This is a genomic window from Elusimicrobium minutum Pei191, assembly GCF_000020145.1.
In the GTDB taxonomy this organism is placed as follows: Bacteria; Elusimicrobiota; Elusimicrobia; order Elusimicrobiales; family Elusimicrobiaceae; genus Elusimicrobium; species Elusimicrobium minutum.
In genome coordinates this window covers 452,117-478,043 of the sequence record NC_010644.1, presented here as the reverse complement: position 1 = coordinate 478,043, position 25,927 = coordinate 452,117, and the positions used below count along the sequence as shown (strand labels likewise).

The 25,927-nt window shown below is 40.4% G+C and carries 20 protein-coding genes and 1 tRNA gene; 9 read left to right on the top strand and 12 right to left on the bottom strand.

Annotation, left to right across the window (positions count from 1 at the left end):
* Window positions 1-26: 26 nt before the first annotated feature.
* The 9 genes from EMIN_RS02290 to EMIN_RS02250 form a co-directional block, all read right to left on the bottom strand.
* Window positions 27-515: a phosphatidylglycerophosphatase A family protein gene (locus tag EMIN_RS02290; RefSeq protein WP_012414614.1), complete on the bottom strand. Its 489-nt coding sequence runs from the start codon at window positions 513-515 to the stop codon at window positions 27-29.
* On the bottom strand, window positions 512-1,162 hold the full coding sequence (pgsA, locus tag EMIN_RS02285; protein ID WP_012414613.1) for a CDP-diacylglycerol--glycerol-3-phosphate 3-phosphatidyltransferase: 651 nt from the start codon (window positions 1,160-1,162) through the stop codon (window positions 512-514). Before pgsA ends, EMIN_RS02290 begins: the two co-directional genes overlap by 4 nt.
* 2 nt (window positions 1,163-1,164) lie before the next feature.
* Window positions 1,165-2,145: a LolA family protein gene (locus EMIN_RS02280; RefSeq protein ID WP_012414612.1), complete on the bottom strand. Its 981-nt coding sequence runs from the start codon at window positions 2,143-2,145 to the stop codon at window positions 1,165-1,167.
* Between the two features lie 10 nt (window positions 2,146-2,155).
* A complete protein-coding gene (locus EMIN_RS02275) occupies window positions 2,156-4,447 on the bottom strand; it encodes an FtsK/SpoIIIE family DNA translocase (protein WP_012414611.1) in 2,292 nt (763 codons plus the stop codon).
* A gap of 118 nt (window positions 4,448-4,565) precedes the next feature.
* Window positions 4,566-5,420, bottom strand: a complete 855-nt coding sequence (epsC, locus tag EMIN_RS08090) for a serine O-acetyltransferase EpsC (protein WP_012414610.1) — start codon at window positions 5,418-5,420, stop codon at window positions 4,566-4,568.
* A 2-nt stretch (window positions 5,421-5,422) separates the two neighbouring features.
* Window positions 5,423-6,583, bottom strand: a complete 1,161-nt coding sequence (nifS, locus tag EMIN_RS02265) for a cysteine desulfurase NifS (protein ID WP_012414609.1) — start codon at window positions 6,581-6,583, stop codon at window positions 5,423-5,425.
* A 1-nt stretch (window position 6,584) separates the two neighbouring features.
* Window positions 6,585-7,439 carry a Fe-S cluster assembly protein NifU gene (gene nifU / locus EMIN_RS02260; protein ID WP_012414608.1) on the bottom strand — a complete coding sequence of 285 codons (855 nt, stop codon included), beginning with the start codon at window positions 7,437-7,439 and terminating at the stop codon, window positions 6,585-6,587.
* A gap of 150 nt (window positions 7,440-7,589) precedes the next feature.
* Entirely contained in the window at window positions 7,590-11,810 is a 4,221-nt protein-coding gene (locus EMIN_RS02255; RefSeq protein ID WP_012414607.1) for a 2-hydroxyacyl-CoA dehydratase, read from the bottom strand.
* Between the two features lie 144 nt (window positions 11,811-11,954).
* On the bottom strand, window positions 11,955-13,349 hold the full coding sequence (locus tag EMIN_RS02250) for a tetratricopeptide repeat protein (protein ID WP_012414606.1): 1,395 nt from the start codon (window positions 13,347-13,349) through the stop codon (window positions 11,955-11,957).
* A gap of 84 nt (window positions 13,350-13,433) precedes the next feature.
* On the opposite strand from EMIN_RS02250, the gene EMIN_RS02245 reads away from it, so the two are divergent.
* From EMIN_RS02245 to EMIN_RS02235, 3 genes are read left to right on the top strand one after another with little or no spacing between them, the layout of a single operon-like run.
* On the top strand, window positions 13,434-14,345 hold the full coding sequence (locus tag EMIN_RS02245) for a DMT family transporter (RefSeq protein WP_012414605.1): 912 nt from the start codon (window positions 13,434-13,436) through the stop codon (window positions 14,343-14,345).
* Between the two features lie 58 nt (window positions 14,346-14,403).
* Window positions 14,404-15,294 (top strand): DMT family transporter, encoded by an 891-nt coding sequence (locus EMIN_RS02240; protein ID WP_012414604.1) that lies wholly within the window; start codon window positions 14,404-14,406, stop codon window positions 15,292-15,294.
* Window positions 15,294-16,148: an HAD family hydrolase gene (locus EMIN_RS02235; RefSeq protein WP_012414603.1), complete on the top strand. Its 855-nt coding sequence runs from the start codon at window positions 15,294-15,296 to the stop codon at window positions 16,146-16,148. The genes EMIN_RS02240 and EMIN_RS02235 overlap by 1 nt, the downstream gene beginning before the upstream one ends.
* Window positions 16,149-16,926: 778 nt before the next feature.
* On the opposite strand, the gene EMIN_RS02225 is transcribed toward EMIN_RS02235, so the two are convergent.
* From EMIN_RS02225 to EMIN_RS02215, 3 genes are all read right to left on the bottom strand, one after another.
* Window positions 16,927-17,901: a hypothetical protein gene (locus EMIN_RS02225; protein WP_012414602.1), complete on the bottom strand. Its 975-nt coding sequence runs from the start codon at window positions 17,899-17,901 to the stop codon at window positions 16,927-16,929.
* Between the two features lie 63 nt (window positions 17,902-17,964).
* Window positions 17,965-18,939, bottom strand: coding sequence for a hypothetical protein (locus EMIN_RS02220; RefSeq protein ID WP_012414601.1), 975 nt, complete (start codon window positions 18,937-18,939; stop codon window positions 17,965-17,967).
* 18 nt (window positions 18,940-18,957) lie between these two features.
* Window positions 18,958-19,917 (bottom strand): hypothetical protein, encoded by a 960-nt coding sequence (locus EMIN_RS02215; RefSeq protein WP_012414600.1) that lies wholly within the window; start codon window positions 19,915-19,917, stop codon window positions 18,958-18,960.
* A 133-nt stretch (window positions 19,918-20,050) separates the two neighbouring features.
* Between EMIN_RS02215 and EMIN_RS02210 the strand changes: the two genes are divergently transcribed.
* The 6 genes from EMIN_RS02210 (at window position 20,051) to EMIN_RS02185 (ending at window position 25,892) form a co-directional block, all read left to right on the top strand.
* Window positions 20,051-20,890, top strand: coding sequence for an NAD(+)/NADH kinase (locus tag EMIN_RS02210; RefSeq protein ID WP_012414599.1), 840 nt, complete (start codon window positions 20,051-20,053; stop codon window positions 20,888-20,890).
* A complete protein-coding gene (gene recN / locus EMIN_RS02205; RefSeq protein WP_012414598.1) occupies window positions 20,890-22,551 on the top strand; it encodes a DNA repair protein RecN in 1,662 nt (553 codons plus the stop codon). Before EMIN_RS02210 ends, recN begins: the two co-directional genes overlap by 1 nt.
* A 54-nt stretch (window positions 22,552-22,605) precedes the next feature.
* Window positions 22,606-22,974 carry a hypothetical protein gene (locus tag EMIN_RS02200; protein WP_012414597.1) on the top strand — a complete coding sequence of 123 codons (369 nt, stop codon included), beginning with the start codon at window positions 22,606-22,608 and terminating at the stop codon, window positions 22,972-22,974.
* Between the two features lie 48 nt (window positions 22,975-23,022).
* Window positions 23,023-24,273 carry a hypothetical protein gene (locus EMIN_RS02195; RefSeq protein ID WP_012414596.1) on the top strand — a complete coding sequence of 417 codons (1,251 nt, stop codon included), beginning with the start codon at window positions 23,023-23,025 and terminating at the stop codon, window positions 24,271-24,273.
* Window positions 24,273-25,382, top strand: coding sequence for a glycerate kinase family protein (locus tag EMIN_RS02190; protein WP_012414595.1), 1,110 nt, complete (start codon window positions 24,273-24,275; stop codon window positions 25,380-25,382). The genes EMIN_RS02195 and EMIN_RS02190 overlap by 1 nt, the downstream gene beginning before the upstream one ends.
* A 436-nt stretch (window positions 25,383-25,818) precedes the next feature.
* A tRNA-Met gene (locus EMIN_RS02185) sits at window positions 25,819-25,892 on the top strand.
* Window positions 25,893-25,927: the final 35 nt, after the last annotated feature.

The following is a 25,927-nucleotide window of genomic DNA, read 5'->3' as shown; positions in this document are numbered from 1 at the left end:
TTTTAAACAAAATTTAAAAGCACGTTTTACATTAAACCAAGTCCCACGCATGCCCAAAAAACCGCCCATAAAATCACATTGGCTAAAACGCCGCTGGCCACATCGTCAAGAACAACGCCCGAAGCTGTTTGCATATTATCGAAATATTTGATAAACAACGGTTTAAGCCAATCAAAAATTCTAAACAAAACGAACGCGGCTACTACAAAAAAAGCCGTTCTCGGCATATAAAACACCGCAAAAAAGTAACCCGCCATTTCATCAATAACAATTTTGGGGCTGTCATGCCCTTCAAAAGATGCTTTTTTTGTAACATAAACAGCGAAAAACGTAAATAAAATTATAAAGATTAACTGCGCCCACCAAGCCAAAGGCATTAAAATCCACCACGCAAAAGGCACGGCGACCAATGTGCCCCAAAAACCCGCGCCCGTGTTTTTATGTCCTTTTAAAATTGTTGCGGGCAGCAAACTTACGCCAAACCCGGAGGCTAAAAAATTCCAAAAAGCTTTCACTTGTTTTCCTCTTTATTTTTCTGAACGGGGAGCGCCCATGATTTTTCAAGAATTTTCCAGTTATTGCTTAAATAACTTGCCATGCTGCCCCAGGTAACAATAACAGCAACCACCGTTGCGGCATAATCCAAATGTCTGCCCAGGTTAAAAAGCACTCCGAAAACAAAACTTGCTTTACCTGAGGTAATTAAAGAAAGGTGATAACAGTTTAAAACAAAAAATATTAAACCTACTGTGGACATTTGAACCACGGTTTTAAATTTTCCCCATCTTTCCGCCGCTAATACAGAACCGTCCAAAGCGGCTATAACCCGCAGCGTTGAAACGGTGAGTTCGCGTAAAATAATTAAAAACACCGCCCAGACAGGCACGTTTAACTGCGGGATAGCGGTAAAAGCAAATAAAGCGGAACAAACCAAAATTTTGTCGACAAAAGGATCAACTATAGCGCCAAACGGCGTATATGTGTTTGTAGCCCTGGCTATTTTGCCGTCCACCCAGTCTGTAGCGGCGGCAAAAATAAAAATTAGAGTGGCCGTCAGCCTTGTTACATACTCAGGTATCAAAATAGCGAAAAACATTATCATCGCCAAAAGAGCGCGGGATAACGTGATTTTATTTGCAAGCGTCATTTCCGTTTTACTCATAGTTATATTCCTTTAAAAACATCAGCCTTTAAACCCATGTTTTTTTGTGTGTTTTTAAGTACGGCGTTTGTTAAAAGCCCGTCAACTTCAAGCCCTATGCTTACCGGAAAAAAATCCGCGGCCGACATTACAATCCTAAGTCTGTATTTTTCGTCCGTTTTTATTTTAGGAGTAAGCGTAAGAAGATACATGTTGTCATTTTTCACTTCAAAACTTTCAATATTGTGGTTGTTAACCAACTCTGTATATTTGCCGAAATCAAATAAAGCTTTATTAGGCTGGCTGTCAAGCCAGTCTTTCCATTTAAAAGAGGTTACAAGCTTCATATCAGCGTCAAAAATTTTAATATCTTTTTTGTTTGTAAGAGCTACTTGGGATACTACGCCGTCTTGGCTGCGCTGTTCTAAACGTATAAGATTAGGCGCGCTGAAATAAAGTTTTCCGCCCGATTTAGACACTAAAATACCTTCGTAAGAAGTATCTTGTTCAAAATCAGTCTGTAAATTTTTAAGTTTTGCGTCCCATTCCTTTAATTTTGCCACAGCGGTATTTTTATCGGCCGCTGCATTTGTTTTAAAAGGAGATTTTACACCAGGAGGAAATTGTTCCTCCGAAGCGGACAAAACGTTTATCTGCATGGTGCCTTCAGGTATATTTGTGTTTTGCCCGATTTGTATTATATTACCGCTTTCGGCGCTTTGCTCAATTTTAGGCGCAGGAGCAGCTTTTTGCGCAGCCGAAACTGAAACAATTTTTTTTGCTTTAACGGAAGATGAAACCTTCGGCGCAGCGCTTACATAAGGAGCTTTGCCCAATGAAACTGAAGGAGCCGTATATGGCGCGGGCGCTACATAAGGCGCGGCGGAAACAACGGGCGCTTTTTCAAGCGTGGGGGCTTTGCCCAAAGCGGGTGCTGGGTCAATAATTTCCCCGTAGGATAAAACGAAAGAGAACAAAAATACCACGGTTAAAAAATTTTTCATAAATAGTCCTTTACTTATAAACGGTTTCATACAGCGGTTCATTGCCGCCGCTTTTTTCTTTAAGTTCGGCAAGGCCCGTTTCGATAAGGTCAAAATGTATTTCCCATCTGTTAGAGCCTTCCGGTTTTGTTATATAACCCTTCATCTCAAGTACGCTTAAAATGTTTGTGGCCCTCGCGCTGGAGCCGAAATGCGCCTTAAGCAAATCTTGTGAAACTCTTCTCCTTTCCAAAATAAGAGTTAAGGCCTGCGTCATTTCTTCCGCACTGGCGCCAAGGCCGTCTTGCGGTCTGCCTCCGTTTTGCTGTTCCTGCGCTATTTGCAAAGGATAATCCGGCCCGCCCTGCTCACGCAGGAAATCCGCCACGGAGGATATTTCCGTTTCAGACACATACGCACCCTGTATCCGGTGCGGTTTTTGGTCAGAAGTGCCTTGGTAAAGCATATCGCCTTTACCTAAAAGAGCGTCTGCCCCTAAAGAATCTAAAATAACCCTGGAATCTGTTTTGGAAGCCACCTGCAAAGCAATCCTGGAAGGTAAGTTGGCTTTAATTACGCCGGTAATAACGTTTACCGAAGGACGCTGCGTGCATAAAACCAAGTGGATACCGACCGCTCTTGCCATTTGGGCAAGACGTTGGATAGAATCCTCAATAGCGGCCCTTGTTTGAAGCATAAGGTCGGCAAGTTCGTCAATAATTACAACAACGTAAAACATTTTTTCCTCGCTGTTTTGCTCGGCCCATTTATTATAACCTTCTATATTTTTTACTTTGGCAAGCTCCATAATTTTGGTGCGCTTTTCCATTACTTTAACAAGGGTTTGTAAGGATTTTACCGCGCCATGCGCGTCCGTAATAACGTTAACGTCCTCACAGGTTGTTTTGGGGTCATAAAGATGGGGTATGCCCTCATACAAAGTAAGTTCAAGGCGTTTGGGATCAATCATTAAAAATTTAACTTCGTCGGGCTTTTTGGTATAAAGTATTGACATTATAATTGTGTGAAGACAAATACTTTTACCCGAGTTTGTAGCCCCTGCGATTAAAAGATGGGGTGTTTTTTCCAAAGCGGTTGTGGCGGGAAGGCCGTCCGCGTAGCGGCCTAAAGCTATAGGCATTACAGCTTTGGACTCGGTAAATTTAGGGTCTTGCAAAATTTCTTTTACGGTAACCATCATGGCGTGATCATTAGGTATTTCAAAACCTATGGCGTCTTTACCGGGGATAGGCGCTTCAACGCGTATGCCGCGCGCCTTCATGGCAAGGGCGATATCGTTGGCAATTGCCACGATATTGCTTATTCGCACACCCGGGTCAGGCTTAATTTCATAACGGGTAACAACAGGCCCCGGGGACACTCCTGTTACAGTCGCGCCTATTTCAAAACTTTTTAAAGTGTTTTCAAGTAAAGCTGTTGCCATGGCGATTTCTTCGTCCGAAGGGCCTAAAATACCCTCATTTTTAGGGTCGTTTAAAATAGAAACAGGCGGCAATTTAAAATCCTTCATATCAGCTTTTTTAGAAGGCATTACAATATTTTCCGCCGCTTCTTTTTTAGCGGAGTTTTCCTGCTTGTCATAAGGTTTGGGCGCCCTTATAATTTCAGCCACGGGGCGGCGTATTTCCGGTTTGGAGCGAATTGCCGCGACGGCAGGCTCATCTTGTTTATTTTCAATAACGGTTTTGGTTGTTTTAGATTCGGCTTCTTTAGCTTCCCTTATTTTTGTTTTAAGTTCGGCCCTGGCGTCGTGCCAGGAGTGGTAGTCCTCTTTAAGAAGTTCCATTAAATATTTAGCGGTTGAAACCCACGGTATGGCAAATAAAAGATGCACGCCGGTAAGAAGAATGGCAAGTGAAAATAAAACCGCACCCGCCGAGCCTACCAGCCCCTGCAGGAAGAAAAACACTTCCCTTCCTATGGAGCCGCCTTCAATGTAGGATCCTTTAAAAATATAACGAAGCCCTGTCATAACAGAGGCAATTGAAAATAAAGATACGCACATGCCCACCAAAAACGTAAAAATGTTAACGCTTTTATGTTTGATACAGCGTATTAACCAATAAAAGAAAAATATGGGAACTAAATAAGCGCTGTGGCCCAGGTAAGTAAAAAAGAATGCTGCGACCCTTTCGCCGTAGGGGCCTTTTGACACGTTAAACCATTGTATAAAAAACAGCCAAGCACATAAGGCAAAAGCAAGCGCCCAAAACAAAAACACAAAAACATTGGTTGTGTTCTTCTGCTGGCGTCTTTGTTTTTTAGTCTTTTTCTTATACAAATAATAGCCTTTACGTTGCATATATACATTTTAACATTTATAGGCAACATTTTAATAGCCGATTTATTATTTCAAATATATCTGAAAAACATTAAAAAAGCCCCCATATTTTAAATGGGGGCTTTTTAACATTGCTAAATTATTTTTTAGGGGGAATGTCTTTGATTACCCAACTGTTGCCCGGGATTACCGCCCCTCGACCAACCGTTATATTTCCTAAAATCGTGGCGTTGGCGTAAACTGTAACATTATCTTTCAAATTAGGGTGCCTTTTAACGCCTTTAACGGAGTTACCGTTTTCATCTAAAGGAATGCTTTTTGCCCCCAATGTAACGCCTTGGTAAATTTTTACGTTATTACCTATTTCGCAAGTTTCGCCGATAACAACGCCTGTGCCGTGATCAATAAAAAAACTGTGCCCTATTTTTGCGCCAGGGTGAATATCTATGCCTGTTTTAGAATGCGCGTATTCCGTAATAATCCTGGGAATAAGCTGCACGCCTTCTTTATAAAAAAAATGCGCCATACGCTGGTAACAGACAGCGCGAAGACCAGGATAACAAAGCACTATTTGGTACGGGTCCAAAGCGGCCGGGTCGCCGTTAAAGGCGGCCTTGATATCAGTAAGCAAAAGTTTTTGTATTTCGGGAAGGTGAAAAATAAAATTATCAACTATTTCCTTAGCGTTTTTTTTGTTTTTAGAGGCAAAGCAAACCGCGTCCGAAAACAAGCAAAAAGTATTATTTATTTCAGCCGTTAAAAGGGCGTGCGCGTCACTGAGAAGTTTTTGGGTATTGGCGTCAGCCTGCTCGGGAGTAAGCCTTTTGTGCGAAAAAATATTAACAAATAGTGCTTGTTTTACATTTCTAAAAGCGTCTATAATATTTTTATGAGACGGGAAAAAACATTCCTTGCCTTTTACCGTATGCAAAGGACTGTCTTTAGAAAAAATATTTTCGCTTAAAACTGCGGAAATCTTTTTTATATTATCCATATCTAGCTCCGGCGGCCGAAAGGTGATATTTGGCGAAGCGTCTCGATTATGGGCGGCAGTTTTTCTATAACAAAATCAATTTCCTGTTCTGTATTTTCATCGCTTAAAGAAAACCTTACCGAACCGTGCGCAAAATTAAAATCAACGCACATTGCTCTTAAAACGTGGCTCGGCTCCAAACTTCCGGACGTGCAGGCCGAACCTGAAGAAGCGCAAATGCCGTAATCGTTTAAATGTAAAAGTATTGATTCCCCTTCAATATAGCCAAAACTTATATTTGACGTATTAGGAAGCCTGTTTTCAACATCACCGTTAACTTTTGAATGAGAAATTTTTGCAAGGAGACCCTTTTCAAGCCTGTCCCTTAAAACGGCTGTTTTAGAAGTGTTTTTTAAATTCTCCAACGCCATTTCACACGCTTTGCCGAAACCCGCTATAGCGGGCACATTTTCCGTGCCTGCCCTGTGCCCTTTTTCCTGGTGTCCGCCTATTATAAAAGGCATAAAGCGTGTTCTGCGTTTTACATATAAAGCGCCTATACCTTTAGGCCCGTGAAACTTGTGAGCCGAAAAAGAAAGCATGTTTATATCCGTATCCGCCACGTTAACGGGTATTTTACCGACAGCTTGCACAGCGTCTGTATGAAAAACGCTGCCCGCCTCTTTGGTTATTTTTGCTATTTCTTCTATAGGGAAAATTGTGCCCGTTTCGCTGTTGGCCCACATTATGGAAACTAAGGCCGTGTTTTCATTAACGGCTGCTTTAAATTCGTCCATATTAAACCTGCCGTTTTTATCAACGCCTATATAATCAACCTTATATCCTTTGGCCTGCAGGTTTTTAAAAACTTCCAAAACGGCCGGGTGTTCCACAGCTGAGGTAATAATATGTTTTTTATCGGGAAAAGAATTTATGGCAGACATTATTGCCGTATTGTCCGCTTCCGTGCCGCCCGCGGTAATAATAATTTCGTCCGGATATTGGGCGCCTATAAGGGCGGCCATTTTTTTTCTGGCGTCCTCGATAACTTTTTTATTTTCCCCGCCAAAAGTATGCATGCTTGAAGCATTGCCGTAATGTTCGGAAAAATAAGGAAGCATTTCCTTAACAACTTCAGGTGCTGTACGCGTTGTTGCGTTATTGTCAAGATAAATTACCTTCATATTAAACCCCCGTTACGGTAATGTTTGGCGATATCTTATCTTTTAAAGCGCTTTCAATAATCATTTTAATTGTGCCCTGTGCACCCATGCAACCCCTGCATGCCCCAAGCAGTTTAACTTTAACATTGGTGCCTTCTATATCAACAAGCTCTACAGAGCCGCCGTCCATATTAAGTTTGGGCCTTACGTCTTTTTCAAGCACGGCTTCAACAGCTTTTACTTTTGCCACTATTGACATATTCTCAAAAACAACGGGCTGCTGTTCTTCGGGTTCGGATACTTCGCAGGAATAAACTTTATCTATAATTTTTTGTATGTCACCTTTGCATTTGCCGCAGGCTCCGCCCGCTTTTGTAAAGTGGGTAACATCTTCCACGCTGTGTAAATTATTGTTTCTTACGGCTTTTATAATTGTTTCTTCGGTTACGTTAAAACATTTACATACAACGTTGTGAGCGTCTTCCTCAAACACAACGGGGTTGCCGCCCTGGCGGTAGGATTTAATGGCCGCTTCCAACGCTTCCATACCCATTACCGAGCAATGCATTTTTTCCTCAGGCAAAGAGCCAAGTTCCTCTGCTATCTCCACATTCGTGATTTTTGAGGCTTCTTCCAAAGTTTTACCTTTAACCATTTCCGTTAAAATGGAGCTGGAAGCTATGGCGCTCGCACAGCCGAAGGTTTGGAATTTAGCGTCCGTAATTTTTTCAGTTTCTTTATCAATTTTTAAAGTTAATTTTAAAGCGTCCCCGCAAACCATGCTGCCTACCTGGCCGGTGCCGTCTGCATTTTCAACTTCCCCCACGTTTTTAGGGTTTTTAAAATATTCTTTTACTTTGTCTGTATAATCCCACATAATAATCTCTCCATTATCAGCAACGCAGGCTATTTACATATCCCTTTGCGTTACTATTATATTATAGCATGTTTTTTAAAACTAGTTCAACAGTTGTTGAAATACTAGGGAGAAAAAAGTTTTTACCGTTAAATTTTACATCTTAAAATTCTATTTTTTGGAATGCGCTACGGACATCATAAGCTTAATTCTGTTAAGCTGGTTGACCTCGCTGGCGCCGGGGTCATAATCTATGGCTACCATGTTAAGGTCTTTATATCTGCGTTTTAATTCTTTAGTAACGCCTTTACCTGTAATATGGTTGGGCAGGCAGCCAAAGGGCTGCACGCAGACAATGTTGTTTGCGCCTTCTTCCATAAGCTCAAGCATCTCGGCCGTAAGAAGCCAGCCCTCGCCCGTTTGGTTGCAGACGGAAACAATATCCTCAACTTTTTTTGCAAGGTATCTTGTGGGTTTGTAGGAATTAAAGCGCAAACTTTTTTCAAGCATTTTTCTTAAAGGTTTTCTGCAAAACTCTATATAAGCAGCTATTAAATTAGACACTACCCTGTTAATCAGTTTGCCGGAAAGATATTTATGCCTGTAAGTATCGTCCATAAGACAATAGTTAACAAAGTCCATAAGATCAGGTACAATGGCCTCACCTCCTTCGGACTCGATAACATCAACAAGCCTGTTGTTAGCGTCAGGGTGGAATTTAACTAAAATCTCGCCCACGATACCAACGCGCGGCCTGCGTTCTTCTTTAATGGGGAAAGCATCAAAAGTTTTTACTATCTTTGCGGCTTCCCTGTTTATTTTAAAAGGGGATTTGCCTATTACCTCTTTTGAGATATAGGACAATGTTTCTTCAACCAATTTATTAACGGAGCCAGGCTCAATCTCGTAAGGTCTTAAACGGTTTGCCATACGCATAACAAGGTCGCCAAGTAAGAAAGCGGCTAAAATATCTTTAAACATGGGAACGGTTATATTAAACCCGGGGTGTTTGTCTCCCCCGAAAGCAAAAGCTATAACGGGTACATTTTTAAAACCGGCTTTAGCGGCCGCGCTTCTTAAAAAGCTTACGTAGTTTGTGGCCCTGCAGCCGCCGCCCGTTTGGGAAATTATTAACGCCGTTTTATCTGTGTTATATTTACCGCTTTTTAAAGCGTTAATTAGCTGCCCCACAACAACTATGGCGGGGTAGCAGGCGTCGTTATTAACATATTTCAAGCCTTCCTCAACGTCTTCTTTTGACAAGTTGGGAAGCACTTCTAAATTATATCCGTGCCTGTTAACCGCCGAAGCTAAAAGAGAAAAGTGCACAGGCGACATTTGAGGGCACAAAATTGTGTAGTCCTTACGCATTTCTTTTGTAAAAACAGGGTGTTTGTGATGCCATATTTCGGCGCTGTCAAACTCAACCCCCGGGCGTTCTTTGACAGACGCTAAAAGAGAGCGAACCCTTATTTTTATAGTTCCTAAATTGGAGCCTTCGTCAATTTTTAAAACAGTGTAAACTTTGCCAGCTGCACGCAAAATATCCTCAACTTGCTCAGTTGTAATAGCGTCCAAACCGCAGCCGAAGGAATTAAGCTGAACTACTTCTAACCCTTTTATACTGGTAGCCAAATGCGCCGCGCGGTACAGACGGGAATGATAGGTCCACTGGTCAATAACATTTAAAACAAACGGCAGCCTGCCTCCTAAATGGGCAACGCTGTCTTCCGTAAGAACGGCAACTCCGCAAGCGGCTATAAATTCCGGTATACCGTGGTTTATTGCGGGGTCCAAATGATACGGCCTGCCCGCTAAAATTATGCCCGCGCTTCCGCCCTTTTTAATATCTTCAATAATTTTAGCGCCCTGTTTGCGTATATCTTTTTTAAACAGGTTTTGAGCGCCCCTGGCGCGTTTTAAAGCGCGGCGCAGTTCCTTTTTTTCTATATTAAAATCCTTAAGTTCGGTAAGCAAACGCTTTTCTAAACGGGTAAAACTGTCTATAGGTAAAAATGGCTGGAGGAATTTTATTTTCTCTTTTTCAAGCACGTCCATATTAAGGCGCACGACTTCGGGGTAACTGCCCACCACCGGGCAGTTATAATGGTTGTTGGCATCGGAAAATTCTTTTTGCTCAAAAGGAAGGCAGGGATAAAAAATAGTTTTTACGCCCTTTTCCGTTAAATTAATAATATGCCCGTGCACCATTTTAGCGGGATAACAAATTGTTTGGGAAGGTATTGTATCCAAACCCGAATTAAAAAGTTTTACGCTTGATTTGTCAGACAACACAACTCTAAAACCGAGTTCGGTAAACAAAGTAAACCAAAACGGGTAATTCTCATACATATTAAGAACGCGCGGCATGCCTATTTCCCCCCGGGAGGCGTTTGCGGAGTCTAACGGTTTATAGTGGTCAAAAAGACGTTTGTATTTATATTCATACATATTAACGGCGGATTCTTTGCCCGCGCTTTCCAAACCCAAACCTTTTTCACACCTGTTGCCGGAAATAAATGTTTTGCCGCTGCCGAATTTACTTATTGTTAAAAGACAGTTGTTTGAACAGCCTTTACAGCGCGCGTTTTTATTTGTACAGGTAAAATTATTCAATTCTTCTTTGCTAAGCAAAGTGCTTTTGCGCAGGACTCTTTCTTCCAAAGCTATTAAAGCCGCGCCGAAAGCCCCCATAACGCCCGATATCGTGGGGCGTGTTACTTTGCCGCTTACCAAAAGTTCCGTGGCTCTTAAAACTGCATTATTAAAAAACGTACCACCCTGAACAACAATGTTTTGACCTAAGTCTTCCGGTGATTTTACTTTTATTACTTTATATAAAGCGTTTCGTATTACCGAGTATGAAAGGCCCGCCGAAATGTCCGATGAACCGCTGCCTTCTTTAAGAGCCTGCTTAACCTTTGAGTTCATAAAAACCGTGCATCTTGACCCAAGGTCCACCGGTTTTTTTGAAGTTAAAGCCGCCTCGGCAAATTCCTGCACGGTAGTGCCTAAAGAAAGGGCAAAATTTTCTATAAAAGAGCCGCACCCGCTGGAACATGCCTCATTTAAAACTATTTTATCGATTACTCCGTTATCAACGTAAATACACTTCATATCCTGCCCGCCTATGTCTAAAATAAAAGACACTTGCGGCACAAAATAACGCGCAGCCTTATAGTGGGCAATGGTTTCAACTTCACCTCCGTCAAAACCCAAAGCCGCTTTTAAAAGCGCCTCGCCGTAACCGGTAACGCAACCATTTTGTATAAAAGCGTTTTTGGGCAGTTTATCATATATATCTTTAATAACTTTTACCGCCGAATCTAAAGGGCTGCCTTCATTGGAGCCGTAGTGGGTGTAAAGGATATTGCTGTTTTCATCTATAACAACGGCTTTTGTTGTGGTGGAGCCCGCGTCAAGGCCTAAAAATAAAGGACCTTGGGCGTCTTTCATTTCAGCGTATTTGGGCACAGCTTCGGAATGGCGTTTTTTAAACTGTGCTATTTCTTCATCTGAGTTAAACAAAGGAGGAAGGAAAGACGTTTCCTCCGCCGAATGCTGTTTTGTGTATTTTTCTATCCTTCCGTAAAGCTCTTTTAGATCTATTTCCGTTTCCGCTGCGCTTAAAGCCGCACCCATAGCCACAAAAAAATGCGGGTTTTTGGGAAAAACAATATTTTCATCAGGCAGTTTTAAGGTTTCAATAAAACGTTTGCGCAGTTCCGAAAAAAAGTATAAAGGCCCGCCCAAAAAAGCAACGTTGCCGCGGATGGTTCTGCCGCAGGCAAGGCCGCCTATTGTTTGGTTAACCACGCTTTGTAAAATGCTGGCCGCTATATCTTCCCTGGGAGCGCCGTCGTTTAAAAGCGGCATAACGTCCGTTTTTGCAAACACGCCGCAGCGGGCGGCAATAGGGTAAATTGTTTTGTAGTTTTTGGCAAGCTCGTTTAAGCCCATGGGTTCAACACGCAGCACAGCGGCCATTTGGTCTATAAAAGCGCCCGTGCCGCCCGCGCAGGTTTCATTCATGCGCTGCTCGACTGATGAGTCAAAAAAAGTAATTTTAGCGTCTTCGCCGCCGATTTCTATGGCGACTTCGGTTTGAGGAATATAAGTTTTTATGGCAAGTGTGCAGGCCACAACCTCTTGAACAAATTGTATGCCCGCTTCTTGGGAAAGTTTTATAGCGCCCGAGCCCGTTATAGCTATTTTTACCTTCTGCTCGGGATATTTTAACATCACATCCCTTACCAACGCAAGAATTGTTTTGCCCAGCTCAAGGTGATGCCTTTTGTAATCGGAATACAAAATTTCATTATCCGTGCTAATAACAACAATTTTCGCGGTGGTTGACCCTATGTCTAAACCGACTTTTAAAATATCTGCCATAATCTTTCAGGGCAAAACACTTTGCCCCCCTTTTATATATTTTATCATAATAAAACGCATATTCCAGTTAGTTGACTGGTAAACTATTATAACAAAAAAATAAGGGGGCAAAACACCCCCTTTGTTAATATTATTAAGAATAGTTTATTTTCCTTCAATCTTTTTTTGCCAATAGCGGGCAGCGTCAAGGTTTTTTTCCGTACCTCTGCCGGCTACATACATAACAACAAGTTCTTTCATGGAAGGTTCATGCCCGGCTTTCGCGGCGCGCAAATACCACGTAAAAGCGTTTGAATATTTACGCTGCGCAGTGTAAACTTCAGCCAGGTTATACATATATAAAAAATTTTCTTTATTTAAAGAAACCACTTTAGTATTCCATTTTAAAGCCTGTGCCAAATCCTTTTTTACGCCTAGTCCATGCATGTAAAGATGGCCCAAAACATAGGCCGACTGTTCATTATCAAGCAATGCCCCTTTGGAAGCCCACTCAAAGGCTTTATCATAATTTTTTGCTTTTAAATAATAAAGACTCAGCTCCCCTATGGAAGAGCCGTCCCCCGCTTGTGCAGCTTTGGTAAACCAGGATACGGCCTTAGGAAGATCTTTTTTTACGGGAGCGTAGGGCCTTTCATAAATTATGCCTAAATAATACATGGCTTTAACGCTGTTTTTTTCAGCCGCTTTTGTGCACCATTCCACGGCTTTTTTCATGTCTTTAGAGGTAAACTGCCCGTAAATATACGAACTGCATAAAGCGAAAATTGCTTTTTCATTACCCTGCTTGGCGGCCTCTAAATTCCATTTAAAAGCGAGTTTAGCATCTTTTGTGTGCATGCTGCCCAAAGCGTACGCCTGGCCTACCAAGCTCATAGCCTCAACGTCCCCCGCTTGGGCGGCGCGTTCATACCAATACTCTGTTTTTTCAAGCGTTTTGGCGGTAATTTCGCCTTTTTCATAAATTTGTGCCAGCTGTTTCATAGCTTCAATAGAGCCGCCGTCAGCTAATTTTGTAAGCCAAATTAAACATTTTTCCCCGTCTTTCCTTGCGGCGTAGCAGTAGCGGTCAACTAAAATTTGCATACCCGCCTCCGCGCCTGAAGCGGCCGCTTTTTCATACCACTCATACTCTTCTCTAGGCTTTTTTAAATCGTAATATAAAGCCGCTATATCTAACATTGCCTGAACGTTACCAGAGTCAGCCGCGTTGGTAAGATGTTTAAGCGCGGTTCTAAAATCCCTTTTTACGCCGCGCGCGTTCAGATAGGAAAAGCCAACCTCGCGTAAAGCGTCATTATTACCGCCTTTGGCTGATTTCTGCGCCCAATAAAACCCTTTTTCATAATTTAACGGCATGCCTTCCAGCCCGTCAAAATACGCTTTGGCAATTTTAAGCTGCGCCTCAGCATCGCCTTTTTTGGCGGATTTAAAAACAGACTCTAAAGCGGGGGGCACATTATCCTCACGCCCTAAATCCGTTGTTTCCGAACAGGCAAAAATAAAAGGCAAAAGTAAAAATATATAAATTATTTTTTTCATAGTTAAATTCTATTCATTTTTTTTAAATGATACAATATATAAAGACATGACTTTAATAAGCATGTACTAAGGAGACTTGAAAATATGAATCCTCTTGCAGCGCTTTGGCTGTGCTGGGTTATTACGGCGTTTTCGCCCATTATAGGCAAATACGCAATGCCCGTAGCGCACCCGGTTTTAGTGGTTTTCTCAGGCAGCATACTTGCTGTCATTTATTTTGCCCCCGCAATGACTAAAAAGAAGCTTTGGGGCAAGCTCTTTGATAAAAAAACTTTAGGGCTTTATTTGGTGATGGGAACTTTCGGCACGGCGCTGCCGTTTTCAATAATGCTGTTCGCGCTTAACTACACAACGCCCGCTAACGCAGCCATACTTAACCAAACGGAAATAATTTATTCCTTAATATTAACATCAATTTTACTTAAAGAACGCCCGTCGCTCGGCCAGTTAGGCGGCAGTTTTTTAGTTATTTTAGGCGTGGCGGCCATTTTGCTTAACGAACATTTTACCCCCCGTTGGAAAGGCGATTTAATTATTATAGGCAGCGTTTGGTTGTTTCAAATAAGCCATATAGCGGCAAAAAAATTACCCGAAGGTTTAGATTACACTTTAATATCCGCGGCAAGAAGTTTTTGGGCTTTGCCTGCCACAATAATTTTAATTTTATTTATGTGGCCCACGGGCACACTTTATTTTAAACCCGGTTTTCAGGCAGCGGCCGTTATAGGAGCCACGGGTATTTTTAAATACGGTATAGCAATGCTGCTTTGGTACACAGCCATAAGAAACCTTGATTTAAGTAAAGTAACGGCAATTATTTTATCTTACCCGGCTTTATCTTTTATTTTATCGGTGCTGTTAGGTTTTGAAAAACCGCAAACATATCAAATAATAGGGCTGGTTCTCACTTTCGCGGGCGCATATTGGGTAACGCATGTTGTAAAAAAACAAAACGCTAAAAAAGAAAATTTAGAAAGCATAGAAGAAACAATTTAATATTTACTAAACGGCTTTACCGTATTTTGGCATAGCCGTAAAACGGAGAACAGGATTTATGACGCCTTTAGCGGCGCTTTGGACAAATTGGTTTGTAACAGGTTTATGGCCTATAGCGGGCAAACAGGGGGCGGCTTTAATGGCGCCCGCTCTTATGGTGTTTTTGGCATGCGTATTTTCAATGCTTTATTTCGCGCCAATATTTACCAAACAAAAACTTTGGGGCAAACTTTTTCAAAAAGGCGTTTGGCCATATCTTTTGGTTTTAGGTATGTTCGGTACGGCTTTGCCTTTTACTTCAATGTTTTTCGCTTTAAGGTACACTACTCCTTCAAACGCGGCTATATTAAACCAGGTTGAAATTTTATATTCACTTATTTTAGCTTTTGTTTTTTTAAAGGAAAAACCTACACTGGGGCAACTGGGTGGAAGCGTTTTGGTTATATCGGGCGTTGTTATAATTTTACTTAATGAACATTTTACCCCCCGCTGGACAGGCGATATTATTGTGTTGTTAACCCCATGGATGTTTCAGGTAAGCCATATAGCGGCAAAAAAACTTCCTGCGGATTTAAGCCCCGTTTTCATATCCGGCGCAAGGGTAATTTACGCTGGTATTACAATTTTGCCAATACTCTTATTTTTCGCCGTTAAAGGCGGTTTATATTTTACAAACACGCCAAAAAGTTATTTGATGTTGTTTTTTATGGGAACAATTTATTACGGCGCGGCGCAGCCCTTGTGGTATAAAGCCATAAGAGGTATGGATTTGAGCAAAGCAACTGCTATAATATTATCTTACCCTATACTTACGTTTACAATTTCGGCCATTTTCGGGCTTGAGAAGATACATCTGTACCAAGGTATGGGTTTGGCGCTGGCTTTCGGCGGCGCTTACTGGATTACAATGATTGTTAAAAAGCAAAATAAGAAGGAGAAGGAAAGTTAATGAAAAAGTTAGTTTTATTTGATTTAGACGGTACTTTAATTACTTCGGGTATGTGTGGCAAAGAAGGCCTTGATACCGCTTTGGAAAATATCACGGGTAAAAAACCGCAATATTCCCTGCAGCTTATTACGGGGAACACCGATTCTAAAAACTTCGGTATGATTTTTGAGCTTGTTAAAGGCCGAAAAATTAAACCTGCGGAATTTAAAAAATTAAAGGAAGAGTATTTAAAAGTTTTACCTCAAATGGTTAAGAAAAACCAAAAAATTAAAAAAATAAAAAATATTAAAGGCATTGAAAAATTTTTAACGTTGCTTTCTAAACAAAAAGATATTTGTTTAGGTTTAGGCACCGGTAATTTTGAAAAAGCCGCTTACATAAAGCTTGAACCTTCGGGTCTGGGTAAATATTTTAAAACAGGCGGTTTTGGCGACAATTGCATTGACAGGGCAAAAATGCTGGCTGAAGGCGTAAAAAATGCGGAAAAGTTTTTTAAAAACAAATTCACCCCTGAAAATGTTTATATAGTGGGTGATACTTATAAAGATATTGTGGCCGCTAAAGAAAACGGTTACCACAGCGCCGTTGTTATTACGGACCCGTCTTCACCGGAACTTAAAAAGCTTTACCGAGCGGCGGCGGAACTTGAAGAAAAAGACTTTACGGATTTAAACACATGGTCTGTATGGCTTGATATAAAGTCTGACCCTAAAGGCGTTAAAAGAGGCAATTATATTATGCCCGCAAGCGCTATTGAGCACGTTTTTTTCAGCCGTACAGGCATTGATGAGGACAGGCTTAAAATGTTTAGAATAAAAAAATATGAAAAGCTGCCCTCAGGCAAATTGTTTTAACAAATAAAACCCCCGGGTTAAAACCCGGGGGTTTTATTTGTTTTATCTGCTCTAATACACAGACCATGGAAAGAATATATATTAGCGGCTTTAAAATACCGCGCGTATGCAAAGCACAAAAATAAGAGCCGCAGTTTTTCCATAAACATCACGCTATATTTAATAAAATGCTTTTTATGTTTTACCAGAAGGAAATTATCTTTTAGTTTTGCTTTAGGCAAAAAAATCACAGCCGTTAAAAAGGACTGTGATTTTCTAAATAAACGCTTTATAAAAGAGCATTTTTTAGTTTACGAATTAAGATACTTATCTGAGTCCGCGTTTTGCGGCATTAATAACACTAATCAAGCAAACACACTCCATTACGGTTTGGCGCAACAGATTATATTTCTTTGTTTATATTTAACTTTATCCTTTGTAAGTTCACAATAAAATAAGAATCCTTTAAAGTGGTTTGGCCCTAACTCTACTTCCTCAACAGGCTAAGAGTAACAGTAGCCGCAGAGGTTATGCCCGTAACTGGCGACTATACTTTTGCAAGTGAACTCCTTTTACTTAGGTTATTAACACCTTGTACTAATATATAAAATTATCATTAACAACAGATATTACCTCAAACATACAAAAACAAACTGTAATCTAATCATTATTTAGGCATTTTTTGTATAAATAACATAATCTCTAACTTTGGGAAGGAGCCAACAAAACCATGTTAACAAGATAAACACAAAAGGACGCTTTTACAATAAAAAAAGCCCCCTGATGTTCGGGCGCTTTTTTAATCGGTGATAACAAGATAGTCAAAAGGAAAAATCTTTTTCTCACTATCGGGTATTTTGACAACGGCTTTGCCTTTTGAAAACTTTTTTTCAAGATTTTTATATTCCCCGCCTTTAGTTTTAAACTGCTTTTTTGAAAGCAAAAACATAACCGCCGTGTTTATATTCTGCCCCATCAGCCTGTCCGCTATTGAGCCGGAAGGGTCACCATAAAACATATGTCCCGCGCCGCCGTAAACGACAATGATATTATTATCAGATAAATAAGGCGTAAGCATTTTAACCCAATGTCTGTTGCGGTAGGCAACAGCCTCGGGCGACAGCACGGCAAGGCGCACATCGTCATCTGCTTTCGCTCGGTAATATAAGACAGCGCGGCTATAGTCGCACACAAACGGAAAAGGGGCGTTAAAAATTTCAGGAGGCTCAAGCCCGATTATTTTTAATTCAGAAAACTCTTCTATAAAAGGTTTGACTTCTTTTCTTACCTGTTTACCGTTTAATATATTTTTATCACCCGAACTTTGGCATAAGGCAATCAAATCATTGGCGTCTGAAGCCATAAACTCGGATGCAAAATATGGCATATGCCTGTGTTTTTTAAAATTTTCCACTATTTTAACAACTTCTTTTTCCAAATCAAAGTTATGCGTTTCTCCCACAAGCAGCGCTTTTATACCGGAACTTATAAACTCATTATAATTTATGGTTTTACCATAATATTTTATATATGCGTCATTATCCTGATTTGCTATAAAGTCAAATATTTTAGAATTGTCACCCGCTGTAATATCGTTTCTATCGGAGTTCGCAAGGATATATGGGTCGGCCTCGGTTTCGGCCCTGTAATTTTCTATATAAGCCAAAAGTTTTTTGGGGTATCCGTTTCCTTCAGATGTTTTAAGATAATCCCGAGCGCCGTGCGCATAGCTTATAAGTAAAATTAAAAGTAAAAAAATATTAATATGTTTCATAATAGAAATTTATAAATTAACCTCAGCAAGTCGTAAAGACAAAACAATTATGTTTTTTGCCTTTTAGTCAATAATAATAACATAATCAATTCCAAGTTCGGATTTCCGTCCTGACGGGATTTTGACAACAGCTTCTTGTTTAAATTTTTCTTTTAAATCTTGGTCCAACTGTTTTTTTGAGAACATATATATAACAACAGTCTTTATGTCGCGCGCTACAAGCCTGTCCGCCAAAGAACCGGAAGGCTCGCCATAATACATATGCCCTATACCCCCGTAGATTACAACAGGTTCGCTGTTACGCAGGTAAGGGTCAAGCACGTTAATCCAGTGCCTGTTGCGATACGCAGTGGCTTCAGCCGCGCTTATAACACAGGCAAGGTCAGCCTTTGTGTCGGCAATCTCGCCTTCATGTAGCGCGCAAAAAAGAGCGGCGTGTATACAAAAAGCGTTTATCATTTGTCTGTCATTAAAAATTTCCGGCACTTCAAGCCCGATAACGGTTAAATCATCAAAAGCTTCCAGAATGGGGAAGGCCTCCTCAGAAATTGCAACAAAATCTAAATAATTTTTATTTTTTTCTTTTTTGGCCGCGGCAAGCCAGGCATTAGCCTCCGAGGAAAGAAATTCTGTGGCGAAATAAGGGTTTTTCCCGGCAGATCTCAAACTCTTTATTATGCTTTCCATATGGGTTTCAAAGCCATAACCATGCGTCTCTCCCACTAACACAACTTTTGTGTCTTTAGGAATAAATTTTGAATAATCTATACCGTACGGAATATGTTTTATGTTTTTAGAAGTCAAAGAGGAACGTAGAAAGCCATTAATAAGGGAGTCTGTTTCCGCCGTAGCCTTTGTGTCAATATCTTTACGTATAAACGGGTCAGTATAACTTGAAAGTTCAAATTCTTTCTGGTAAATTTTTAATTTCTCTTCAATTCTTTCATGCCCAGGATAGACAAAAGCGGTGGCAGAATTTTGCGCCTGGCAAACAGAAACCATTAAGATTAAAACTAAAGTTATAATTGCTTTTTTCATATAAAAATCCCCGGTTTTTTAATCGTGAATCACCATAAAATCAAAACCGTATTTTTCAGGTTCGGGCATTTTTACTAAAGTAAGCCCCGGACCCAAACCTTGGGCGACCCGTACATCAAGCCTTTGTTTTGAAATTAAAAATATAACAGCCGTTTCAATATTTTCTGCGGCAAGCCTGTCTGACAAAGAACCTGACTCCGCTCCGTAGAGCATATGCCCCATGCCGCCGTAAACGACTATCGTGTTATCATCTTTTATAATATCTGACAAACGATCAAGCCAAAATCCGTTTCTGTATCCCAAACCGACAACCGTTTTATGAAACTCAAATGAACTTGAAGCGATTAATGAAGCCATTATATAATCATCCGCTTCGTTTATTTTTTCGGCTATTTTCTTTGGTTCGTACATACGTCCGTTTTCCAAAGCTATAATGTGCGAGTTTCCAGCCAGTTTTATAAGTTTTGCCCTTAATTCTTTTAGCTCGGGTGCGTAAGAAGGGATATAAAAATCATCCTTAGTCAGCCTGTAAACTTCAATTTCATCCTCCATATCCGTTGAGAAAAATTCGGAAGCTAAATATGGGTTCTTAAATGATTTTAAAATGCCTTCAACCTGCTCCTCTGAATTAAAAAAATGAATTTCCCCCGCCAAAATTACTTTTACCTTGGGCAACTCTTTGGCATAATCAATTTTTGCCCCTTTATTTTTAATATACCCGCCGTTATTTCTATCACCTAAAAAAGCGTTTATTTCAAAAGTCAGCTTGTCGATGGAAGGGTCTTCTCTAGGAACTCTAAGGCTTTTAGTTTTATTAAACCCGTCCTTAACGGCAAAAGCCATAGCGTCATTTTGATAGGCGGTTATAGACATTTCAACAGCTTTTAAAGAAGGCTCCGCTGCGCTTTGCCCAAAAACAAAAGCGGCAACATATAAAAATAAAAATGCAAAAAACATTTTTCTTATATTATTTCCCATATTAAAAGTTTAGTTTTTGGGGAGCCCGTTTTCCAGGGTCAAAAGACCTATACGTCAAATAGGTCTTACCTTCCGGGCCTTAGCCTCTAAACCCGCGCGGAGATTTGTTTTAATTTTATGATAGAATTTCTATATGATTATATTTAAGAATATCGGGCTATATTATAATAAGGAAAAAACACATAATCGCGCCGTGGCTGAGGCGGTAGCCTCCTTTTTACAGGAACAAGGGGCAAAAACAACCATTTTTGATAATTCGGATTTTACCCATATGCTCGCTGAAATTGAACTTTTAATAACCATAGGCGGGGATGGCACTGTTTTACAGGCGGGAAGAGCGGCCTTAAAAAAGAAGGTTAAACTTTTTGGCATTAACGCCGGCAACCTCGGCTTTTTGACAAGCGCGGATTTAATCAATTACAAAGAAATCCTTTCTCAAATAATAAGAGGTAAATACAGCGGGCATGATTTATCTCTTCTAACGGTAAGCATATTTAAAAACGGCAAATATATAACGAAAGAACAGCCCGCCTTTAATGACTGCGTTATAAAAACAGGCGGGGCAAGGGCTTTTACTATTGAAATGTCCTCTTTAGGCAAAGAAACCCAGAAATACTTTGGCGACGGAATTATAGCTTCCACCCCCACAGGCTCTACCGCTTATTCTTTAGCCGCCGGAGGCCCCGTAATAGCGCCTGAGGTTGACGTAATTTTAATTACCCCGATATGCCCGCACACTTTAACGCAGCGTCCGCTTGTTATGCAAGGCAGTTCACAGTTGGTTTTTACCCCCCAATTTAAGAGAGATGGCGATTACGCCACCGTAAACATAGACGGGCAAATAACCTACATTATTGAAACGGGCGACAGCGTTTTAATATCCACAAGTCCCACTAAATTAAAACTTTTACAGGTTGAAAATTACGACTTTTTAAAAACTTTAAACAGCAAACTTAAGTGGGGTAACAGATAGTGTTAAAAAATTTAAGTATAAAAAATTTCGCTATTTTAGATGATATTAATTTAGAACCGGCGCCCGGCCTGAATGTGTTTAGCGGTGAAACAGGCGCGGGCAAATCAATTATTATAGAAGCTTTGGGTTTTGTCTTGGGCGCGCGCGGAGGAAGCAGTTTAATTAAAGAGGGCGCGGGCAAAATGTCGGTTTCCGCGTCTTTTGATTCATCTTTTATACCCAAAAATGTGGCCGCTAAATATAATATATGTGGCCCGGTGATTAACATTAAAAGAGAACTCGACATAAAAGGCAAAGGCAAAGGATGGATTAACAATACCGTAGTTCCTGCCGGCGCCTTGGCTGAATTGGGCGAATTTTTAGTTGACTTTCACGGCCAGCACGACCATCATACGCTTTTAAAAACCTCCACACATTTAGATTTGCTAGATAAGTTTGCAAAAAACCATAAACATTTGGAAGGCATTGCGCTTTACTATAATAAAATGCGCGACATAATGTCTAAAATAGAAGCTCTTCATATGAGCAAAACGCAAAAAGAAAAGCTTCTTGATCTTTATAGGTTCCAATATAAAGAAATTATGGACGTTAACCTTAAACCAGGTGAAGATATTGAAATCGACAACGCTTTGCCAAAGCTTAAACACTCCGGCAAATTAAAAGAATTGGCTAAAGATGCTTATAACCTGCTGTATGAAGGCGAAACCGCGGGTATAGATTTAATATCCAAGGCGGAAAAAAACATTTCAGAAATGTCCGAACTGGACGAGGCTTTAGCCCCTGTACTGGAAGAGGTAACATCATCTCTGCGCAATTTGGAAGACGCTGCCCAAACGCTTTACACTTATAATGAAAACATTGAGGCGGACCCCTCGATATTGGATGCTATGCTGAGCAGACAGCAAAAAATTAACAATCTTAAATTAAAGTACGGCCCTGAAATACAGGATATTTTGAATAACGCCGAAATATTTTTAAAACAAATTGAAAGCCTGTCCTACTCAGAAGAAAAGGAGCAGGAATTACAACAGGAACTTGCCGAAGTAAAAGAAAAGCTTATGAAAGGCTGTATGGTTTTGCATGAATCGCGCGTAACGGCAGCATCAAAGCTGGATTCTTTGATTACCTTAGAAATAAGCAAGTTGGGATTTAATGACGTTAAATTTAAAACGGATATTATTTTTGAGGAAGAGTCTTTGGGTCCTAAAGGCGCCAATATAGTTGAGTTTTTATTCTCGCCAAACCCGGGGCAAAGCCTTAGACCTTTAAAAAACATAGCTTCCGGCGGAGAAATGAGCCGCGTTATGCTGGGCCTTAAAACCGTTTTGGCCGGTAACACGCCTGTTATGGTATTTGACGAAATTGACGCGGGCATAGGCGGACATACAGGCCTTTTGGTAGGACAAAAACTTAAAAAAGTTTCTTTAGGTAAACAAACGCTTTGCGTTACACATTTGGCGCAAGTTGCCGTTTACGGGGACAAACATTTTAACGTAAGTAAAACAAGCGATAAAAAAAATACCCGCGTAACAGTAACACAACTCGACAGTGACGCAAAAACTTTAGAAATTGCTAGAATGTTAGGTAGTACGCACGGCAAGGATTCCGCGGGTTTTAAACACGCCCAGGAGCTCATTAAACACAGCCGTGAAACGGCGTAAATTTTACAAGAGGCGGAATAAAAATATAAGCCGCCTCGCTATTAAGGAGAAATTATGACAGAAGAAAAGAAAGATAAAAAAGCCTGTTGCTGCAAAGAAGGTCTCTGTAAATTGAAAAAATTTAAATATGTTTTTCCGCATAACTGGTTCAAACTTAACGTTTTGTACTATATATTTGTAGTTTTGTTCTATATAGTTGTCATTTACGGATTAGTGCAAACCTATGACGTTTTTGTAAGAACGGCAATCGGCTATGAACCTATCGAAGCCAGATGGCCCGCGATATTCGCAATAGCAAGCAACTTCGGATTAGTGGCTCTTGCTCTTATCACATTCGCAACTATTACAAAAGCACTTAAGAAAATTAAATGCGCGGTAAAAGGCGCCTGCAAAGAAAAAGAAGAAAAACATTCCAAAAAATAAACTTAATTAAGGCAGGGCTTCCAAGCCCTGCCTTAACAGGTGTCTTTAATGAAAAATAGAATTTTGTTAGTTTTAGTTTTTACATTTTTAACCGCTGTTTTCGCCGGCGCGGAAGGCGTACGCCTTAAAAACGGCACTATATTAACAGGCTCTATTTTAGGACAAACGGAATACACTTTAGATTTAAAAACAAAATACGGTGTTCTTACTCTGCCACAAAGAAATATTGTTGAAATTATGCCTGACAAACATAAAATCTCTTTAAAAGGCGGCGGTGAGATAATAGGCGTTATTGAAGATATTGACCAGTTTAACGTACGCTTAAAAACGGATAACGGTTACACCAATATAGACATGCCTAAAATCGCTTCTATTGAAATTTATGACTACGGCCAGGCTGAAGAAGAAAGAAAATACGCCGACCAGCAACAAAAAGAAAAAGATATGCTGGAAGCTAAAAAAGAAACGGAAATAAAAAAAACAGGTATAGCTATTGACGAAGATTTAGAAAAAGCTTTCGGAGCTAAAAGCTCCGTAGCGCCGGCTTTGGAATATATTCCCGTCCGCACAGCGCCCGCGCAAACAACACCTCTTGTACAGGCAACACAGGCTTCAAAAGAAGTTTATAAAGAAACCACTTTAACGACTGATAAAAAAACGCCGGCCATAAAAGAACCAAAACCTAAAAAAGAAAAAACGCCAAAAACAGCTTCTTCCAAAAGTAATGAAAAAAGATATTTCGCATTATCAGCGGGCGCCTTAGACAGTTCTTTAAAAATTATGGGTGAAGATGTGGGCGGTTTTGGCGCCTCAGCCCAAATTGAGCATTTGTGGCGCATAAAAAAAACCAATTTATGGATAGGCCCAGGCATTTTAGTATCTGCCATGCGTAAGTCTAACTTTGATATTTGGCCCCCCGGTTTTACGGACAGGGAAGCTTACGAAACTTCGGGCCAGTTATTTCATTTTAATCTAATAACAAATTACTACCTTACCACAAGCCCAAAATTAAAAACCTATATATTGGCGTCCGCGGGTTATGAGCACGCTTCTTTAAATATTAAAAAAGACGATTATAATAATCCCGTAAGCCCTACGGACCCGACTCCTACATATTCAACAAACAGCGCGTCGTCATCTGGTTTTGTAGGAACAGTGGGGTTGGGCGTTTCAAGAAAATTTGGCGACACTTATGTCGGCCTTGAGGCAAGACTTCATAACGCAAGCAGAAGCAACGACTTTAAAGACTCCCCTTCCACATACTTTTCCGCATTACTAAAATTCAGCTGGATGTTATAATGAAAGTTCTTATTTTACCTAACGCTTTTAAAGGCAGCTTAACAGCCCCAGCCGCGGGTAAAATAATAAAAAAACATGCACCTAAAAACGCGCGCGTAAAAGTTATTGCCGACGGCGGCGACGGCATTATAGACGCTTTTTTATCAAACAATAAAAATCTTAAAATATTAAAATTTAAAGTTTCCGACGCTTACGGCAAAAAACATTTTGCCCCTTGCGTTTTGTTAAACAAAAAAACCGCGCTTATAGAGACGGCCAAAATATGCGGTCTTGGCGGTATAGCTAAAAAAGATTTACGTGTGTTAGATTCAACCTCGTATGGCGTTGGCGAAATGATAATGCAGGCGGCCAAAAAAGGCGTTAAAAATTTTTATGTCGGATTAGGCGGCGTGGCGTGTAACGACGGCGGCGCAGGAATGGCGAGAGCCATGGGCGTTAATTTTTTTAATTCCAAAGGTATTAAAATCCCAGACACTACAAAAGGCCTTGTCAGTTTACACAGTTTTGACACAGAAGATTTAAAAGTAAAAGGACTTCAATTTTTTGCGCTTACGGATGTAGTTAACCCGCTTTTGGGGCCAAAAGGTTCGGCCGCGGTATACGGTCCGCAAAAGTCTAAAAAATTAAGCGAAGTGGCTGTTATAGAAAAAGCTCTTATCACATACAATAATGTTTTAACAAAACAATTTAAAAAAGATATAAGTACTATTCCCGGCACTGGAGCAGCAGGCGCTATAGCGGCTGGGATGCTTGCTTTTTTAAACGCCCGGTTTATTAACGGCGCCGAGTTCATATTTAATAAATTTAAAATAGAAGATCTAATAAAAAAAGCTGATTTAGTTATTACCACCGAAGGTAAATTAGATGAACAAACTTTTATGGGCAAAGCCCCTTTTCACGCCGTAAGACTTGCCGGTAAATATAATAAACCGCTTGCTTTTATATGCGGTAAAAATGAGATAAAAAATTATAAAAACAAATCAATAACCGCAGTGTTTGAACTTTGCGCTCTTTGTAAAAATGAGGAAGATTCCTTAAAAAAAGCCGCCAAATTATTAAATAAAACCGCCGCGGTATTATTTAACAGCCGCCCGCGCCCAAAACATTAAACGCTTAACATTTTAGTTAATTTAAAACCCGGCGGGCCTATATAATAGCGCGGGTTTTTGGTTTTTATTGCTTATTTAACAAATAATAAACCCCCGTTAATATTACGGGGGTTTAGTTCGTTAGTTTACTCATTACGACTCCATCTCTTTTGTGTACTGTCCTGTCTTACGGGTCTTAACGCTATGTATTGGTGCCTCCACCGAATCACACAGCAACCGGAAAGAACAGAACTCATCTTTTTCATCCTCACGGCCATAACTGGCCTTCTGGTTACCCTGTTAGTGTATATAACAACAATCAGGGTGTGTAAAGATAGTATAACAACTTAAAAGGAAGTGTCAAGGCCTAAATTTTACATATAAAAAAACAGACTTGTTTCCGTCGTAAAAAATAAAAAATTATTCTAAAAACCGCTTTATTATGCTATAATAATATTGCGGGGTAGAGAAGCCCGGTATCTCGCAAGGCCCATAACCTTGAGACCACAGGTTCAAATCCTGTCCCCGCAATTTTTTGAAGTTCTTCCGGACTTAAATTTTACAAT

Excerpts from the sequence above, each read along its gene's own strand:
- EMIN_RS02250 (WP_012414606.1), bottom strand. The coding sequence starts at position 13,349 with ATGAAAAAAATAATTTATATATTTTTACTTTTGCCTTTTATTTTTGCC.
- nifS (WP_012414609.1), bottom strand. The coding sequence starts at position 6,583 with ATGAAGGTAATTTATCTTGACAATAACGCAACAACGCGTACAGCACCT.
- EMIN_RS02215 (WP_012414600.1), bottom strand. The coding sequence starts at position 19,917 with ATGGGAAATAATATAAGAAAAATGTTTTTTGCATTTTTATTTTTATAT.
- EMIN_RS02255 (WP_012414607.1), bottom strand. The coding sequence starts at position 11,810 with ATGGCAGATATTTTAAAAGTCGGTTTAGACATAGGGTCAACCACCGCG.
- EMIN_RS02280 (WP_012414612.1), bottom strand. The coding sequence starts at position 2,145 with ATGAAAAATTTTTTAACCGTGGTATTTTTGTTCTCTTTCGTTTTATCC.
- EMIN_RS02240 (WP_012414604.1), top strand. The coding sequence starts at position 14,404 with ATGACGCCTTTAGCGGCGCTTTGGACAAATTGGTTTGTAACAGGTTTA.
- EMIN_RS02245 (WP_012414605.1), top strand. The coding sequence starts at position 13,434 with ATGAATCCTCTTGCAGCGCTTTGGCTGTGCTGGGTTATTACGGCGTTT.
- EMIN_RS02275 (WP_012414611.1), bottom strand. The coding sequence starts at position 4,447 with ATGCAACGTAAAGGCTATTATTTGTATAAGAAAAAGACTAAAAAACAA.
- EMIN_RS02210 (WP_012414599.1), top strand. The coding sequence starts at position 20,051 with ATGATTATATTTAAGAATATCGGGCTATATTATAATAAGGAAAAAACA.
- EMIN_RS02220 (WP_012414601.1), bottom strand. The coding sequence starts at position 18,939 with ATGAAAAAAGCAATTATAACTTTAGTTTTAATCTTAATGGTTTCTGTT.
- EMIN_RS02195 (WP_012414596.1), top strand. The coding sequence starts at position 23,023 with ATGAAAAATAGAATTTTGTTAGTTTTAGTTTTTACATTTTTAACCGCT.
- EMIN_RS02200 (WP_012414597.1), top strand. The coding sequence starts at position 22,606 with ATGACAGAAGAAAAGAAAGATAAAAAAGCCTGTTGCTGCAAAGAAGGT.
- EMIN_RS02235 (WP_012414603.1), top strand. The coding sequence starts at position 15,294 with ATGAAAAAGTTAGTTTTATTTGATTTAGACGGTACTTTAATTACTTCG.
- EMIN_RS02225 (WP_012414602.1), bottom strand. The coding sequence starts at position 17,901 with ATGAAACATATTAATATTTTTTTACTTTTAATTTTACTTATAAGCTAT.
- EMIN_RS02190 (WP_012414595.1), top strand. The coding sequence starts at position 24,273 with ATGAAAGTTCTTATTTTACCTAACGCTTTTAAAGGCAGCTTAACAGCC.
- pgsA (WP_012414613.1), bottom strand. The coding sequence starts at position 1,162 with ATGAGTAAAACGGAAATGACGCTTGCAAATAAAATCACGTTATCCCGC.
- epsC (WP_012414610.1), bottom strand. The coding sequence starts at position 5,420 with ATGGATAATATAAAAAAGATTTCCGCAGTTTTAAGCGAAAATATTTTT.
- nifU (WP_012414608.1), bottom strand. The coding sequence starts at position 7,439 with ATGTGGGATTATACAGACAAAGTAAAAGAATATTTTAAAAACCCTAAA.